Genomic DNA, 17,207 nt, shown 5'->3' on the forward strand with positions numbered 1-17,207 from the left:
CTCCGTTTCTGTACGGCTTGGGTCGCGTCCGGAGGCGGGTCAGGAGCTCTGCGGCTGCCGGGCGTCCGCCTGGGAGAGCCGGGGGCCCTTGGGCAGGAACTCCGCCCAGGTGTCCGGGATCAGGGCGGGGGTCAGCGCGTCGTAGCCGAGGAGTTTCTGGGCGCACTTGTCGTCCCGATAACCCACCTTGCACTCGGACGTGGACTTTCCGATGCCCTGGTCGGTCCCGCTGCCGTCGGCGTTGGACTGCAGGGCGTAACGCAGACCGGTGTCGGTCACCAGGAAGATGCCGCCGGACTTGGTGTCGGTGCCCTTGATCTGGCGGAAGACCTGGCCCGAACCGGGGGTGGCGTAGGCGCTGGCGGAGCCGGTCGGCAGGGTCGCGGGGAAGTCGGTGCCGGCCCAGGTGGACAGTTCGGTGCCGCTGCCGTCCATCGCGCGCAGGGTGTTGCAGACGGTGTCGCGGCCGGTGCCGGAGCCGTTGTTGACGGTCTCGGGGGTCCTGCTCGGCCACGTGCCGCCCTGCCCGGCGAAGGGGGTGCTGTGATCGACCACGGCGCCGTTCACCCGGGCCGCCAGCTCGTCGCGGTTGACGTCGGCGAGCTGGGGGCTGCGGAGCAGCAGCCTGGCGGTGAACTCGGAGATCCGGCCGACCCCGCCCTTGAGGACGATGTAGTAGTTCATACGCGTGCCGTCGAGCGCCTTGAGCACCCTGCCGACCTGGTCGTACCGGTCGTTGCCGTCGCCGAGGAGCGCGCCCGCCGGTTCACCCGGCTCACCCGGCACCTTCGGGATCGAGACGGCCGAGCCCCGGTGGAAGGTCTTCAGCCAGTCCGGGGAGACCCGTTGGGGGGCGCGGCCCCGGGTGTCGAGCGCGCTGAGCAGGCCTTCCTGCGCGGGGTCGGCGAGGGGGTAGGCGGTGCCGCTCGCGTCGATGACGAACTGCTTCTTCGTCGCCTGGTCGGCCACGTACATCAACTGGCCGCCGGTGAGCCGGTTGCGTCCCTCCGCCTTGGCCCACTCCTTCCTGGCGAGGACGAAGGCCGCCTTCTGGCCGGCCCGGCCGCCGGTGCCGGGGCGTTCGCACACCATCCAGCGCTTGGCGGTCTCGGCCTCCTCGGCGCTGGGCAGCCGGTCGGGGGCGTAGGGGATGCCGATGGTCGCGCCGTGCGGGATCCTGCCGTTGTCGAGGACCTTCTCGTCGACGGTCACCACCTCGTCGGTGTAGTCCTTGAGCAGCAGCTTCGCGGAGGCGGTGTTGAGCACCGGGTGGAGCTGCTTCTGGCCGTCCGTGTCCAGGACGACGTACCGCGTGGTGGAGTCGCTGGCCACGATGAGGTGGGCCTGGGTCCTGTCCCAGCCCTCGGGTGCCGTCGGGCTGAACATGCCGATCGCGCCGAAGACCGCGAGGATGACGATCCCGACGATGGTGCCCGGCAGGAACCCCCGCAGCGGCCGCGGGGCGCCCTCCTCCGAGCCCGACGGCGAGGGCTGCAGAAAGGCCGCCAGCGTACGGCGCTTCGCGAAGGTGTAGGCGTTGAGTTCGTCCCGCCGTGATGCCATCTGTGTCCGCTCTCTCCCCGTGCGGAGCCATGGGGGAGCCCTCCCCCGCTTCGGTCGCCCGCGGCCGCCTCCGGTGGCCCCGCCGCCGGGCACGGCCCCTACTATGCCTCTTCGAAGTCGCGCGTATACCGCGGGTAGAGTGCGAACGCCCGCCAGTCGGGCCGTGGTTCCGGCCGGAGGCGGGAGCCGGTACGCATGGGCGCCGGGGAGAGTTCGGGGGTGGGCGGATGGCTTCCGCAGCAGGGTCGCGGCCATCGCGCTCGGGTGGCCGTGCCACGACGCGGGAATCAGCGGCCGGTTCACAACTGCGGACACCTCAGCCGGGCCCCGGAACGGCGAACTCCGGTACTTCTTCGGTGAGTTCCGTCACTCCCCTCCTCAAGACCCGTTCCGGACGCGGTGGTTCGTTCGGGGTGCAGCGCCTGGTGCTGATCGAACTCGCGGCCGCGCTGGTGGTCTGCGGCTGGGTGATCGGCCCTGCCGCGCTCGCCGCCGCGGGGGTGATCGCCGCCCTGCTGCTCTGCCTGGCCTTCGTGCGGCGCCGGGGACGGACCCTGCCGGAGTGGCTCGGTACCGTGCTCGCCCTGCGGGCCCGTCGGCGCCGGGCCCGCGGTGAGCCGCTGCTGCCGGGCACGGAGCCCGGCCTCGCGCCCGCTGTGGAGTGCGATCCGAGCCTGCGGACGTCCAGTTGCACCCGGGGCGGGGCCCGCGACCAGCGGCCGATCGGCCTCATCGGCGACGGCGCCTTCCTGACCGCCGTCCTGCAGGTCGAGTCCGACGCGACCGCGCTGCGCGCCGAGCGCAACCGGCGCCCGCTGCCCGTCGCCCTGGTCCGCGACGCCCTCCAAGTAGACGGCATCCGCCTGGAGTCGGCGCAGATCGTCCTGCACACACAGCCCGCTCCCGCGCTGCATCTGCCGCAGGAGTCCGTGGCGGTGCGCAACTACGCGCCCCTGCAGGCGGGCACCGGTTCGCCCGCCGTGCGGATCACCTGGATCGCGCTGAAGCTCGACCCCGAACTCTGCGCGGAGGCCGTGGCCGCCCGCGGCGGCGGGGTCACCGGCGCGCGGAAGTGTCTGGCCCGGGTGGCCGACCACCTGTCGAGTCGGCTGTCCGGTAAGGGATTTCGGGCCACGGTGCTCACCGAGGACGAACTGGTCACCGCGGTGGCGACCTCGGCCTGCGCCAATCCGATGGTCACCGCGCAGGCGGGGCAGGAGGAGGCGCCTGCGCGCAGGACCGAGGAGTCCGGCCGCAGTTGGCGCTGCGACAACCGCCGCCACACCACCTACTGGGTACGGCGCTGGCCCCGACTGGGCGGCGGAGAAAGCTCGTTGCCCCAGCTCGTCAGCATCCTGACGTCCGTCCCGGCGCTGGCCACGACCTTCAGTCTGACGCTGGCCGGCGGCGAGCGTCAGGGCGTGACCCTCACCGGTCATCTGCGTGTCACCGGCCGCGGCGAGAGCGAACTCGCCACCGCCCGCCGCGATCTGGAGCGCGCCGCACGGCAGTCGCGTACCGGTCTGATGCGGCTGGACGGCGAGCAACTGCCCGGCGTCCTCGCCACTCTGCCGCTCGGAGGTGCCCGCTGATGGGCATGCGGAGGTCTCCGCATCGGTCGACGGCACAGCCCGGGCAGGCCGGGCCGGTCGAACAGGCCGTCCAGGGAACGTACTTCGACCGGCCGGGAGTCACCGGGCGGCCCGTCGAGGGCATCGGCAGCTCCGTGGACCCGGCTCTCCTGGAGCGGCTCCGGGCCCGCGTCCGCCGGGGCCGCGGTCTGCTCGGCCCGCGCCACCGGCGGCACACCCTGTCCGCCGCGGAACTGGACACCCTGTCCCTGCCGATCGGGGACGACGGCGTGGTCATAGGGGTGGACGCCGAGTCCCGTCCGGCCGTGCTCGGGATCAACCGGCCGACGCCGTACGACATCGTGCTGATCGGCGGCCTCTGGACGGCCCAGGTCCTCGCCCTGCGCGCGGCCGCCACCGGAGCCCGGGTCGCCGTCGAGACCGGGCGCGGCCAGTCCTGGGCCCCGCTGGTCCGGGCCGTCGGCGCCGACCAGCCCTTCATGGGCCTGCACGATGTGGGCCGCGTACCGCCGCAGGGCCCCTCCGCGGGCAGGCCCGTCCTGGTCATCCGGGACTGCGGGATGCGCCCGCCCCGGGGCCGGGTGGCCTCCGGGCCCTGGCAGTCCGTCCTGACCCTGCTCCCGTATCTGAGCCCGGTCGCTCCCCGCCTGGTGCGCCAGGCCCGGCTGGTCGGCGTGCAGCGGGTCTCGCCGGACGAGGCGCGGGAGATCGGGCGCCATCTGGCCCTGCCGGGCGCCGATGTGGCCTCGCTGCCCACGCTCGCCGACGGGGTCACGCTGTGGTGCGCCGACCGGGAACGCCAGTACGTGATGACGCAGGCCACGGACGCGGAGACCGGGCTCCTCGGGACACCGCGGCGGATGGACTGAGCCCTCCGGGACGGACGCGGCGTACGAGAGCGGACCCCGCCGAGGGGCCGACGCCGCTCGGGCGAGGGTGACTTCGGCCATGCCTGCTTTGACGCGATACACCCTCACGTACCGAAATATCCCCTATGGGGGGCGGCTTGGGCCTTCTCCGAGCGGCGCATGTACCAGCCCGGTACCGGTCGCCGGGCGGAACTGACAGCGCGCCGCCGCCGATGATTAGGCTGGGGTGGGGCGCGGCATGGGTGTCCGGCGGCGGTGAGAGCGGAAGGGCCGTTCGCGCCCGAGGGGTAATCCGGCGGTGGCGGCGGCTTCTGGAGAGCGGAAGTCGCGGTGTGCCGACGGCGCACGAGGGTGCTCGACCACATCAGCAGGAGGAATTGTGAGCAGCGATCGGGACGGTAACCGCGGGGGCTGGGCCACGCCCGGCGAGGACCAGTCCGACGCCGAGTCCCCCATGGAGACGACGGGCGAGTTCACCATCGACTACGCCCCGCCTGCCTGGTACACCCAGAACGCCTCCGACGCCGCCGACGAACCCACGGGCGGCGCGGCCGCCTCGCCTCCGGCCTCCGCGCCGACGCCTCCGCCCTTCGGTGCCACTCCTCCCCCGCCGCCGGTGGGCGCTCCGCTCCCGCCGCAGGCCGGTCCGGGCGCCGTGCCGCCGCAGCCCCAGGACGGGTACGGCCGGGACTCCGGGCCGGGCTGGGGTACGCCCCCTCCGGCTCCGGGAAGCGGACAGGCGGACGGGAGCGGGCCCGGAACCTCGGACGAGGGCGGTTACGGCGCCGAGGGCTCGGGGCCCGGTGCCACCACCGACCCCTCCGGCTACGGCTTCGCCAGTGTGCTCGGGGGCGGCGCCGCTTCCGGGACCCCGGTGAGCGGACCCTGGAGCGGCGGCGCCTCCTCCGGGGAGGTCCCCGGCAGCGTCGCGGACCCGACCGCGGTGCCGAGCTTCCCGCTGCCGGGCGGCTTCGAGTCGGCCGGTTCCTCTGATTCGTCTTCTTCCGGTTCACCTTCCGGTTCCCCCTCTTCCGGTTCGTCTTCTTCTGGTTCGTCTTCTTCTGGTTCGTACGGGGCTGGCGAGGGTTCTGGGGGTTTTGGGTCCGGCAACTCCGCTGGAACCGCGGGGGCTTCGGACTCCTCCGGGTACGCGGACCCCTCCGGATACCCGGCGTCCTCGGCATCCTCGGCACCGGCAGTGCCTGAGGCTTCCGCTGCCGCGCCCGAGGTGCCGTCCTTCCCGGCGCCCTTCGCGCCGCCGCCTCCCAGTGCTCCTCCGGCTCCGTTTGCGGAGGGGAGCGGTACGGGGGTGCCGGACGAGGGCGGTAGCGCCAACGCCACTGATGTCGGGGCCGGTTCGTCCGGGGCGGCGGACAGCAGCGGCGATCTGGAGAGCGGCGCCACCATGCGCTTCAGCTCCTCCGCCCTTCAGCAGGAACTCCGCGAGATCGGCGAGCGCAAGGCCGCCGAACGCGAGGCGGCCGCAGAGACCGCAGCGGCCGCCGCCGGAACCGAGGCCCAGGACGGGACGGAAGCGGAGTCGAAGTCGGAGACCGAAGGCTGGGCCGGTACCTCGACCGCCCCGCCCGGCACCTCCGGGTTCGATGCCTCTGGGGTGGCTGCCTCCGGGTTCAGCGATGGGGCCACGGGCACGGAGGCGGACGGCGCGGACGCCACCGAGGACGGCGATAGCGAGCAGGCTTCCGACCTCGCGGGCGAGACCGCTTCCGGTACGGCCTCCGCGTACGCGAAGGATGCCGGTTCCGAGACCGGCGCCGAGGCTGACACTGACACTGACGCCGAGATCGGCACCGACGAAGACAGCGACGAGCTGTACTCCTCCGCCCCGCCGCTGGGACCGGACAGCTTCACCCTGCCCGACGACCCGGAGAGCCCGGGGGCCGAGCGGAACGACAGCGACGAGTGGGCAGTCCTGCCGAGGCAGGAAGAAGCCGGGGCCACGGCCAGGGCCGAGGATGAGGAGTCCGAGGACGAGGCTTCCCCGGATGCGATGGGCGTCTCGGGCACCGCTGTGGGGAGCGAGGCTTCCGCGCACGCGGCCGAGGCGGGGTCGGCAAGCGACCAAGAGGCCCCGGAGAACGACGAGTTCACCGAACACAGCGCCGACACCGAAGGCGGCACCGACGCCGACGCCACGGTCCTCCCTCCGGCAGCATCGGCCGACCCGGACAGCGACACCGACGCCGACACCAGCACCAGCACCAGCACCAGCACCAGCACCAGCACCAGCACCAGCACGCACGATGCTCAGGCCGAACTGCCTGACCAGGACAAGCTGTTGAGCCAGGACGCCCCGGCCAACCAGGGTGATCTGCCCGGCCCCAGCGACCTGCACGACGAAGCCGACCTGTCGAATGAAGGCGACCTGTCGGACGACGACGGCGACCTCTCCTCCCCCAGCACCATCCGCATCAGCCTGAGCGGTCGCGCGAAGCCGCGGTCCGGGGGGCCGGAGGATTCCGTACCGCCGACCGCGGCGCCTGAGCCACAGGACGCCGTGCCCTCGGACTTCGGCACCGAGGGTGCTCGGCGGGACGCGCCCCCGGCGTGGACACCGCCGCCCGTGCCGCAGGCGGGGCTGCCGCCGTTGCCGCCGGACTTCCAGCCCGCGGCGCCGCCGACCGCGGGGCAGTGGCCCGCCGACTCCCGGGCGGAGCAAGGGGATTCGGCCGCCGGGCCGGAGGCGCCGGGTGAGCTGCCGCCCTCGGCGCCGTACCAGCCGCAGGCCCCGCAGCCCGCCCCGCAGGCTTGGCAGCCGCCGACGGCCGCTGTGCCCCCGGTGCATCCCGCCACCCCGGCCTCCGGCACCCCGACGCCCGCTCCCGGCGCCCCCGGTGGCCCGGCGTCGGGCGCCCCGGCCGCTGCCGGTGACCCCGCGGCCGAGGACGTCCCCCGGAACCCCTTCGCCCCCGGCGCCCCCTCGCGCCCGGGCGGCTACGGCATGCCCACGCCGGGCGCGGCCCCCGCCGCGCGGAACGAGCAGCAGCCGGGCGGTGGTTACGGCTTCCCGCAGCCAACTGGCGGCGAGGCACCGGTACCTGACGGCCCGTCACAGGGTCAGCCCGACGGTTACGGTTTCCCGCGACCGGCCGGTACGGGCCCCGACTCCGGTCCGCAGAACGGCGGTTACGGCTTCCCCCAGCCCTTCGGCGCCGGACAGCCGGGCGCCCAGCCCCAGCCCGGAGCACAGCCGCAGCCAAGCGCCCAGCCCCAACCGGGGGTCCAGCCCCCGCAGGCGGACGTGCCCGGCGGGTACGGCTTCCCGAACCCCGCCGCCGCGGCGCAGCCGGGAGCCCAGCCGCCGCAGGGCGGGTACGGCTTCCCCCAGGGCGGCTACGGCTTCCCGCAGGGCCCCGGCGCCGCGCCCTCCGGACCGGCCGGGCCCACCGACGCCGCGCAGTTCCCCGGTGACCCCGCGCAGCCCCCCGGTGCCGCGCAGTCCCCCGGCTCCGCCGGCCCCTTTGCCTCCTCGGAGCCCGCGGCCTCGGTGCACTCGCAGCCGACCAGCCGTGCCCCGTTCCCGACCCCGGGCAACCGGCCGGGCGCCGAGGACGCGGCCCCCGGGGCGAACCTGCCCGCGCCCGTCGACCGGACCGCGGAGCCGGGGCAGGGGCCCACCGCCGTACCGCCGCGCGGCCCGGGGCAGGAGGCGCCGGGGCAGGGGCACCCCGAGCAGCCGGGTCAGTTCCCGCAGCAGCCGGGTCAGCCCGGCCACCCGTACCCGCCGCACCAGCCGGGCCCCGGCCACCAACTCCCGGGACAGCAGCCCCCGTACGGCCAGCAGCCCGGCCAGGGCTACCCGCAGGGACAGCAGCCGTACCCGGGCCAGGCACCCCAGCCCGGCCAGGCACCCCAGCAGGGCCAGGCGGGCCAACCGGGACAAGCGGGCCAGCCCAGCCAGCCCGGACCGGGTCAGCCCTACCCCGGGGCCCAGCCGGGCCAGCAGTACCCCGGCCAGCCCTACCCGGGCGCCCAGCCCGGTCAGGCCCAGCCCTACCCGCAGGGTCAGCACCCCCAGGGCCAGCCTCCGTCCCAGTACCAGCCCCCGTCCCAGTCCCAGTCCCAGCCGCAGAATCCCCACCAGGCCCCGAACCCCGACCAGCCCCAGAACCCGCAGGCCCCCCAGCCCCACCAGGCCCCGGGTGCCTACGCCCCCGGCCAGCCCTTTGTGCCGGGTCAGCAAGCCGGACCGGGTCAGCCGGGCGGGCCCGGGCAGCAGGGCGGGCCGGGCCAGCAGGGCGGGCCGGGTCAGCCGGGAGTCGACCCGCGGACCGGTGCCACCTATCCGCAGGCGGTTCAGCACGAGCAGCGGCAGCCCACCCATCCGGGGACGCCGCTCGGGTACACGGCGGCCACCGAGTTGTCCTCGGACCGGCTGGTCAACGCCAAGCGGCAGAAGGCCAGGAGCGGGAAGCCCTCGGCGGCGAGCCGGTTCAAGCTGGGCAACAAGAAGGAGGAGGCGGAGCGGGCGCGGAAGCTGGAGCTGATCCGTACGCCGGTGCTCTCCTGCTACCGGATCGCGGTGATCAGCCTCAAGGGCGGCGTCGGCAAGACGACCACCACCACCGCGCTCGGTGCCACCCTGGCCAGCGAGCGCCAGGACAAGATCCTCGCGATCGACGCCAACCCGGACGCGGGGACACTCGGCCGCCGGGTGCGCCGGGAGACCGGGGCGACCATCCGCGACCTGGTCCAGGCGATCCCGTACCTGAACTCGTACATGGACATCCGGCGCTTCACCTCGCAGGCGCCCTCCGGTCTGGAGATCCTCGCCAACGACGTGGACCCGGCGGTGTCGACGACCTTCAACGACGAGGACTACCGGCGGGCGATCGATGTGCTCGGCAAGCAGTACCCGGTGATCCTGACCGACTCCGGTACCGGCCTGCTGTACAGCGCGATGCGCGGGGTGCTCGACCTCGCGGACCAGCTGATCATCATCTCCACGCCCTCGGTGGACGGCGCGAGCAGCGCCTCGACCACGCTCGACTGGCTCTCCGCCCACGGGTACGCGGACCTGGTCTCGCGCTCGATCACGGTGATCTCGGGGGTCCGCGAGACCGGCAAGATGATCAAGGTGGACGACATCGTCAGCCACTTCGAGACCCGCTGCCGCGGGGTGGTCGTGGTGCCCTTCGACGAGCACCTGGCGGCCGGTGCCGAGGTCGACCTCGACATGATGCGCCCGAAGGTGCGCGAGGCCTACTTCAACCTCTCGGCGATGGTCGCGGAGGACTTCTCGCGGGCCCAGCAGGCGCAGGGGCTCTGGACCTCGGACGGCAACCCGCCGCCGCAGGTCGCGCCGCCGATGCCCGGCGGGCAGCAGGCGCCGGGGCAGCCGGGCCCCGGCCAGGGCTACCCGCAGCAGCCCTACCAGGGGCAGGGTCAGCAGCCCTATCCCGGCCAGGGCCAGCCCGCGCCGGGGGGCCACCCGCAGCAGCCGGGCGCCGGTCAGGGCTGGGGGCAGCCGGGGCCGGGGCAGCCCTACCAACAGCCCCCGGCGCAGCACCAGTTGCCGCCCGGGCAGTCGGGGCAGCAGTACCCGCAGCAGGGGCAGGGCGCGCCGGGGCAGCCGGTGCCGCCGGGGGGGCTCCAGGGGCCGATACCGCTGGGCGGGCAGCCGCAGCAGTAGCGGATCCGGCGCCCGCGCGGACCACTGCGCGAGGTGCTGCCGGCCCGCTCGCCCCGGCCGCCGCCTGCGGCCGAGGCGCCCGCACCTGCCCCGGCCGCAGGTGCCCGCACGCGCCCCGGCCTCATCCGTACGGCCTGACGAGGGCCCGCACCGTTCTCGCGGTGCGGGCCCTGCGTGCGCATGGCACACTCCGTGGCCGACATCGCGTCAGATCCCGCCCGGCAGCCCGGGTCCACCGCGTCCGCCCTGTCTCCGGTGCCCAGTGCCTCCCACCAGCCCGCCGACCACCGCCACGTCCTGGCCTGGCAGCTTTCACCGGTCTGGTCCAATGGGCGTGAAATGCCGGTCAACTCGTTATTTCCGCAGGCCACATGGGGTTCACCCGCCGTTGACGACTGCCGATTGCCGCTGATAGACACACACATCAACCCGCTGGCGTCTCATGATCGACCAGCCACCCTGCGCGAGTGATGACGCGAGGTCACGACCCATGGACAGACAAGATCCACACGGCACGGCCCGATTTCTGACCCGGCTTCAGAGGCGCGGACGCGGTGGCCGCCTGAAGATGCTGGCCGCCTCCGGCGCCGCCGCCTTCGGACTCACGGCCGCCCTGGCCACTCCGCTCAGCCCCGCCCCGCAGCAGGCACAGGCCGCGGACGACGGCAAGAAGACGCTGACGGTCGCGGTCGCGCAGAGCGTCGACTCGCTGAGCCCCTTCCTCGCCACCCGCCTGGTGAGCACCAGCGTGCACCGGCTGATGTACGAGTACCTGACGAACTACGACCCGAAGGACAACCACGCGATCCCGGGTCTGGCCACCGACTGGAAGCCCTCCTCGGACAAGCTGACCTGGACGTACACGATCCGCTCCAACTCGAAGTGGTCGGACGGCAAGAAGGTCACCGCCGAGGACGCGGCCTGGACCTTCAACAAGATGATGACCGACGACGGCGCCGCCACCGCGAACGGCAGCTTCGTCGGGAACTTCGAGAAGGTCACGGCGCCGAGCCCGACCAAGCTCGTCATCGAGCTGAAGAAGCCGCAGGCGACGATGGCGGCGCTGGACGTGCCGATCGTGCCCAAGCACGAGTGGGAGTCGGTGGAGGACTTCTCCAAGTTCAACAACGACAAGAAGTTCCCGATCGTCGGCAACGGTCCGTACGTGGTCACCGACTACAAGGCCGACAGCTATGTGCGGCTGAAGCCCAACAAGTCCTTCTGGCGGGGCGCGCCCAAGTTCGACGAGCTGGTCTTCAAGTACTACAAGGACGGGGACGCCGCGGTCGCCGCGCTGAAGAAGGGCGAGGTCTCCTTCGTCCAGGGCCTGACTCCCGCCCAGGCGGCGGCACTTGAGGGCCAGAGCGACATCAAGGTGAACGACGCCCCCGGCCGGCGCTTCTACTCCATCGCCACCAACCCGGGCGCCCGCTCCAAGGACGGCGAGAAGTTCGGCAACGGGCACCCCTCGCTGCTCGACCAGAAGGTGCGCAAGGCGCTCTTCCTCGGGGTGGACCGCAAGACCATCGTGGACAAGGTCTTCCAGGGCCACGCGGTCGAGGGCAAGGGCTACATCCCGCCCCGCTTCACCTCGTACTACTGGGAGCCCTCGGACAGCCAGGAGTGGGCCTACGACCCGAAGGCGGCGGGCCGGCTCCTCGACGAGGCCGGGTACAAGAAGAACGGTGACGGCAAGCGCGTCGGCAAGGACGGCAAGCCGCTGAACTACCGCATGCTGTGCCACGCCACCGACCCGAACGACGCGGCGGTCGGCAAGTACCTCAAGGAGTGGTGGGGCGAGCTGGGCATCGGCCTCAAGCTGAACTGCCTGGACAACGTCACCGACCCCTGGCTGGCCGGGGAGTACGACCTCGCCTTCGACGGCTGGTCGGTCAACCCCGATCCGGACTTCGTCCTGTCCATCCACACCTGCGACGCGCTGCCCGCGACGCCCAAGGACACCGGGGCCACCGACAACTTCATCTGCGACAAGAAGTATGACCAGCTCTACGCCAAGCAGCTCGCCGAGTACGACGAGGCGAAGCGGGCCACGCTGGTCAAGCAGATGGAGTCGCGGCTCTACGACACGGGCTATATGAGCGTCATGGCGTATCCGAACGCCGTGGAGGCCTACCGCACCGACCAGATCAAGTCGATCACGACGATGCCGGAGAAGGCCGGGAACATCTACGGCCAGGACGGCTACTGGAGCTGGTGGTCGGCGACCCCCGCGGACTCCGACGACTCCTCCGGCTCCTCCAGCTCGACGGGCGTCGTGATCGGCATCGTCGCGGCGGTCGTGGTGCTCGGCGCGGCCGGGGCCTTCTTCGCGGTCCGCCGCCGCTCCACGGCCGAGGACCGCGAGTAGCGACCCACCCCGCCCGCACCGAGGATCAGCGAACCACGGGGCCCGAAGAGCCCGCCGGAGGAAGACCGTATGGCAGCAGCTGACAGCACTTCGGCGCTCGTGGGGGAGGTGAAGCCCGACGGTCCGGTGAAGGCCGGGCCGTCGGGCCGCGCCTCCCGCGGGCGCGGCACCACCGCGTATCTGCGTTATGTGGCGGGCAAGCTGGGCGGGGCGGTCGTCTCGCTGTTCGCCGTCCTCGTCACCAGCTTCTTCCTGTTCCGGCTCATCCCGGGCGACCCGGTCAAGACCATGACCGGCGGCAGGCAGGTCTCCGCCGAGCAACTGGCCTCCTACCGCAAGGAGTTCGGCCTCGACCTGCCGCTGTGGGAGCAGTTCACGCACTACTGCGGCCAGGCGCTCACCGGGGATCTGGGCACCTCGTACCAGTTCCGCGCCCCCGTCAACGACAAGATCATGGAGGCGCTGCCGAACACGCTGCTGCTCACCGTGACCGCCTTCGTCCTGTACACCGCGCTCGGCGTCTTCCTGGGCACCCGCTCGGCCTGGCGCCGCGGGGGGCTCGGCGACCGGGCGAACACCGGGCTCGCGCTGCTCCTCTTCTCGGTGCCGGCCTTCTGGCTCGGCCTGCTCCTGATCATCGTCTTCGGCGTCGGCATGGGCCCGGTGCCCGGCCTCTTCCCGACCGGCGGCATGGAGTCGGGGAACGAGGAGGGCTTCGCGTACGTCCTCGACGTGGCGCACCATCTGGTGCTGCCGGTGATCACGCTGGTGGCCGTGGAGTACGGGCAGACGCTGCTCGTGACGCGGTCGGCGCTGCTCGACGAGATGGGCAGCGACTATCTGACCACCGCCCGGGCCAAGGGCCTGCGGGACGACCTGGTGCGCCGCAGGCACGCGGTGCCGAACGCGCTGCTGCCGACGGTGACGCTGATCTTCGTCAACCTCGGCCGGGTGGTCGCCGGGACCATCCTGGTGGAGACGGTGTTCTCCTGGCCCGGCCTCGGCGGCCTCTTCTACCAGGCGCTCAGCGTGCCCGATCTGCCGCTGGTGCAGGGCCTGTTCTTCTTCTTCGCGGCCGCGGTGATCATCATGAACACCCTCGCCGACCTCCTGTACCCGCTGCTCGACCCGAGGGTGGCCCGATGACGACCGAATCGACCGCCCCCGACGAGCGGGTCCCCGAGGGGCCCCCGCTCGGGGACGAGAAGAGCGCCCCGCCCCGCCTCGGCAGCGCGCGGGCGCTCGCCTGGCGGCGCAGGCGGCAGTCGGCGGCGCGCTTCTGGAGGGAGTACCGCCGCCACCGGGCCGGGCTCGCCGGGCTCGGTCTGCTGCTGCTCTTCGCGGCCGTCGCCCTCACCGCGCCCTGGACCGTCGGCTCCGACGTGCAGAGCGTCACCGACGCGCCGGGCCGCCCGATGGAGGAGCCCAGCGCCGATTTCCCCTTCGGCACCGACCAGTTCGGGCGCAGCCTGTTCGGTCTCGTGCTCTGGGGCTCGCGGGTCTCGCTCCTGGTGGGCCTGCTCGCGGCGGCGCTCTCGGTCGCCATCGGCGCGCTGGTGGGCATCACCGCGGGCCACTTCAAGGGCTGGTACGCGACCGTCATCATGCGGGTCACCGACTGGTTCCTGGTGATGCCGGCCCTGGTCTTCGCGGTCGCCCTCGCCACCGTGATGGAGCGCTCGCTGCTCACCGTCATCGTCGCCATCGGCGTGACGGCCTGGCCGACCACCGCCCGGCTGGTGCGGGCGCAGACGCTCGCCGTGGAGTCCCGGCCCTACATCGAGCGCGCCAAGGCGCTCGGCGGCGGCCACCGGCACATCATGTCCCGGCACGTCCTGCCCAATGTGATGCCGCTGGTGCTCGCGCAGACCACGCTCGGCATCTCCAGCGCCATCCTCACCGAGGCCACCCTCGCCTTCCTCGGCCTCGGCGACCCCTCGCTCACCTCCTGGGGCGGGCTGCTCCAGGACGCCCGCCAGGCCGGCGCGGTCAGCTCAGGACACTGGTGGTACCTGGTGCCGCCGGGCCTCGCGATCGCCCTGGTCGCGCTGGCCTTCACGCTCTGCGGCCGGGCCGTGGAGTCCGTACTCAATCCCCGGCTGGGGGTGGCCCGATGACGCTCACCAAAGGCGGGCAGCTGCTGGAGGTCAAGGACCTGAAGGTGACGTACGCGGGCGGCGCGGCCGCGGTCCGCGGGGTCGATCTGAGCCTGGCCGCGGGCCAGAAGCTCGGTATCGCGGGCGAGTCGGGCTGCGGGAAGTCCACCCTCGCGCTCGCCCTGCTGCGGCTGCTGCCGCCCGGCGCGAAGGCCACCGGGCAGGTGCTGCTCGGCGGCGAGGACGTGCTCGCCATGAAGTGGGGCCGGGTGCGCGCGGTGCGCTGGGCGGGCGCCTCGATCGTCTTCCAGGGGGCGATGCACTCGCTCAACGCGGTGCACCGGATCGGCGACCAGATCGCCGAGCCGATCGTGCTGCACAAGCAGGCCACCCCGGCGGGCGCCCGCCGCAAGGCGCGCGAGCTGCTCGAACTGGTGGGCCTGCCCGGCGCGCGCGCCCAGGCCTATCCGCACGAGCTCTCCGGCGGTCAGCGCCAGCGCGTGATGATCGCGATGGCCCTGGCCTGCGATCCGGCGCTGATCATCGCGGACGAGCCGACCACCGCCCTGGACGTGATGATCCAGGCCCAGATCCTGCGCCTGATCGAGCAGTTGGTGAGCGAGCAGGACGTCGGCCTGATCATGATCAGCCACGACCTGGCGGTGCTCTCCGACACCTGCGACCGGCTCGCGGTGATGTACGCGGGCCGGATCGTGGAGGAGGGCCCGGCCCGCGAGGTCTACGAGGCGGCCGAGCACCCCTACGGCAAGGCGCTCTCGGCGGCCTTCCCGCGCATCGGGGACCCGGGCTCGCGGTTCGCCCCGCGCGGGCTGCCGGGCGATCCACCGGACCCGTCGGCGCTGCCCGGCGGCTGCACCTTCCACCCGCGCTGCCCGGTGGCGCTGGAGGTCTGCGCGGGCCAGGACCAGGAACTGCGGGTCGCGGGACCCGGCAGGCAGGCGGCCTGCGTGCACGTGGGCGCCGCCGAGGACGCGAGGAGCGGTTCATGACCACCACCACCGGCCCCCTGCTCACGGCCTCCGGGCTGCACATCGCCTTCCCCGGGCGGCGCGGGGCGGCCCGGGCGCGCGCCGTGGACGGCGTCGACCTGGACATCGCGCCCGGCGAGATCGTCGCTCTGGTCGGCGAGTCCGGCTGCGGCAAGACCACCCTCGCGCGCTCGCTGCTCGGCCTGGTGCCGCCGACCGGCGGGCAGGTCACCTTCGCCGGGCAGCCCCTGGACTACTCGGGGCGCGCGCTCAAGTCGTACCGAAAACGCGTGCAGTTGATCCTCCAGGACCCGAGCGGCTCGCTCAATCCGCGGCACACGGTGTACGACGCGGTGGCCGAGGGGCTGCGCATCCACGGCTACCGCGGGGACGAACAGGCCGCCGTGGCGGGGGCGTTGGCCCGGGCGGGCCTGCGTCCCCCGGAGCGGTTCTTCCTGCGCTATCCGCACGAGCTCTCCGGCGGTCAGCGCCAGCGCGTGGTGATCGCCGGTGCGCTGGTCCTGGAGCCCGAACTCCTCGTCGCCGACGAGCCGGTGGCCTCCCTGGACGCCTCGGTACGCGGCGAGATCCTGGCCCTGCTGCTGAGCCTGCGGGACGAACTGGGCCTGTCCGCACTGGTGGTGACGCACGACCTCGGTCTCGCCTGGAACATCGCGGACCGGGTGGCGGTGATGTACCTGGGCCGCATCGTGGAGACCGGCGCCGTCGAGCAGGTCCTGACGGCCCCTCAGCACCCGTACACCCAGGCCCTGTTGTCGGTGCTCCCGGAGGCCGACGGCGAACCGGTGGTGCTCACCGGGGAGCCGCCGGACCCCTCCCGGATCCCCGGCGGCTGCCGCTTCCACGCCCGCTGCCAGATCCTCGCGAGCGGGGAGGCGGAGCGGGCCGGGGTGGCGGGGGCCTGCCGTACGAAGGAGCTGCCGGTGCTCGCGGGCGGCAGCGCCGAACAGGTCGCCTGCCACTGGGCCGCGGCCCGCCGGAAGGGCGCGGGGCAGGAGGCGGGCTGAGGCGCCCCCTCGGGGGCCCGCCCTCTCGGGGGTCCCCGGGGTGAGCGGGGGTCAGTGCCGGGGCGCGCTCGCTCCCGCGAGGAGTTCGCGGGAGCGCCGCACATCGGCGGAGATCGCTTCGAGCAGGGCGTCGATGGAGTCGAACTTGGCCTGGCCGCGCACGAAGGCGAGGAAGTCGACGGCGACGTGCAGCCCGTACAGGTCGAGGCCGACGCGGTCGATGGCGTAGGCCTCCACGGTGCGCTCGGTGCCGTCGAACTGCGGGTTGGTGCCCACCGAGATGGCCGCGGGCATCGCCTCGCCCTCGACCTGGAGCCAGCCCGCGTAGACCCCGTCGGCGGGGATCGCGGTGTGCGGCAGGGTCTCGACATTGGCGGTGGGGAAGCCGAGTTCGCGGCCGCGCTGGGCGCCGCGGACCACCACTCCCTCCACGCGGTGCGGGCGGCCCAGGATCTCGGCCGCGCCCGCCACCTCGCCCTCGGCGACCAGGCGCCGGGTCATGGTGGAGGAGAAGGGTTTGCCGCCGCCCGCCTCGCCGGTGACGAAGAGGTCGACGACCTCGACCTCGTAGTCGTAGGTGGCGCCGAGTTCGCGCAGGAAGTCGACATTGCCCGCGGCCTTGTGCCCGAAGCGGAAGTTGGGGCCCTCCACGACGCACTTGGCGTGCAGCCGGTCGATGAGCACCTTGACCACGAAGTCGGCGGCCGAGAGCCGGGAGAACTCGGTGGTGAACGGCAGGATCAGCAGGGCGTCCACGCCCAGCTGGGCCATCAGGTCGGCACGGCGGTGGTGCGGGGCGAGCAGCGGCGGGTGGCTGCCGGGGCGCACCACCTCGCTCGGGTGCGGGTCGAAGGTGACGACCACCGAGGGCACGCCCAGCTCCCGCGCGCGCTCCACGGCGCGGCCGATGATCAGCTGGTGACCGCGGTGCACCCCGTCGTAGGACCCGATGGTGACGACGCTGCGCCCCCAGTCCTCGGGGATCTCCTCCAAGCCACGCCAGCGCTGCACTGTGACCTCTCCTCGAACCCGTGTCAGTGGTTGTGGCG

10 protein-coding genes and 1 pseudogene are annotated in these 17,207 nt (G+C 73.3%); 9 read left to right on the top strand and 2 right to left on the bottom strand.

Annotated features, from left to right (window positions below):
• Positions 1-39: 39 nt before the first annotated feature.
• Positions 40-1,563, bottom strand: coding sequence for a type VII secretion protein EccB (eccB, locus tag MID12_RS05650; protein WP_263165225.1), 1,524 nt, complete (start codon positions 1,561-1,563; stop codon positions 40-42).
• Positions 1,564-1,790: 227 nt separating this feature from the next.
• Here eccB and eccE point away from each other — a divergent pair, with 227 nt between their 5' ends.
• From eccE to MID12_RS05695, 9 genes and pseudogenes are all read left to right on the top strand, one after another.
• A complete protein-coding gene (gene eccE / locus MID12_RS05655; protein ID WP_263165228.1) occupies positions 1,791-3,155 on the top strand; it encodes a type VII secretion protein EccE in 1,365 nt (454 codons plus the stop codon).
• A gap of 5 nt (positions 3,156-3,160) precedes the next feature.
• Entirely contained in the window at positions 3,161-4,024 is an 864-nt protein-coding gene (locus MID12_RS05660) for a hypothetical protein (RefSeq protein ID WP_263165230.1), read from the top strand.
• A gap of 379 nt (positions 4,025-4,403) precedes the next feature.
• Positions 4,404-4,532, top strand: a pseudogene (locus MID12_RS05665) (SCO5717 family growth-regulating ATPase); the annotation flags it as partial.
• Between the two features lie 801 nt (positions 4,533-5,333).
• Positions 5,334-9,677: a MinD/ParA family protein gene (locus MID12_RS32250; RefSeq protein WP_317633417.1), complete on the top strand. Its 4,344-nt coding sequence runs from the start codon at positions 5,334-5,336 to the stop codon at positions 9,675-9,677.
• A gap of 490 nt (positions 9,678-10,167) precedes the next feature.
• Positions 10,168-12,045 (top strand): ABC transporter substrate-binding protein, encoded by a 1,878-nt coding sequence (locus MID12_RS05675; RefSeq protein WP_040247621.1) that lies wholly within the window; start codon positions 10,168-10,170, stop codon positions 12,043-12,045.
• Positions 12,046-12,114: 69 nt separating this feature from the next.
• Positions 12,115-13,191 carry an ABC transporter permease gene (locus tag MID12_RS05680; RefSeq protein WP_040247623.1) on the top strand — a complete coding sequence of 359 codons (1,077 nt, stop codon included), beginning with the start codon at positions 12,115-12,117 and terminating at the stop codon, positions 13,189-13,191.
• A complete protein-coding gene (locus MID12_RS05685; RefSeq protein WP_263165233.1) occupies positions 13,188-14,162 on the top strand; it encodes an ABC transporter permease in 975 nt (324 codons plus the stop codon). Before MID12_RS05680 ends, MID12_RS05685 begins: the two co-directional genes overlap by 4 nt.
• Positions 14,159-15,151 carry an ABC transporter ATP-binding protein gene (locus MID12_RS05690; RefSeq protein ID WP_040247629.1) on the top strand — a complete coding sequence of 331 codons (993 nt, stop codon included), beginning with the start codon at positions 14,159-14,161 and terminating at the stop codon, positions 15,149-15,151. Before MID12_RS05685 ends, MID12_RS05690 begins: the two co-directional genes overlap by 4 nt.
• A complete protein-coding gene (locus MID12_RS05695; protein WP_040247631.1) occupies positions 15,148-16,158 on the top strand; it encodes an ABC transporter ATP-binding protein in 1,011 nt (336 codons plus the stop codon). Before MID12_RS05690 ends, MID12_RS05695 begins: the two co-directional genes overlap by 4 nt.
• 51 nt (positions 16,159-16,209) lie before the next feature.
• Here the strand turns inward: MID12_RS05695 and MID12_RS05700 are convergent, their stop codons facing one another.
• Complete coding sequence (locus MID12_RS05700; RefSeq protein ID WP_263165234.1) at positions 16,210-17,169, bottom strand: bifunctional riboflavin kinase/FAD synthetase; 960 nt, start codon at positions 17,167-17,169, stop codon at positions 16,210-16,212.
• Positions 17,170-17,207 lie beyond the last annotated feature (38 nt).

The sequence above is a fragment of the Streptomyces sp. SCSIO ZS0520 genome (assembly GCF_025643355.1).
Lineage (GTDB): Bacteria > Actinomycetota > Actinomycetes > Streptomycetales > Streptomycetaceae > Streptomyces > Streptomyces physcomitrii.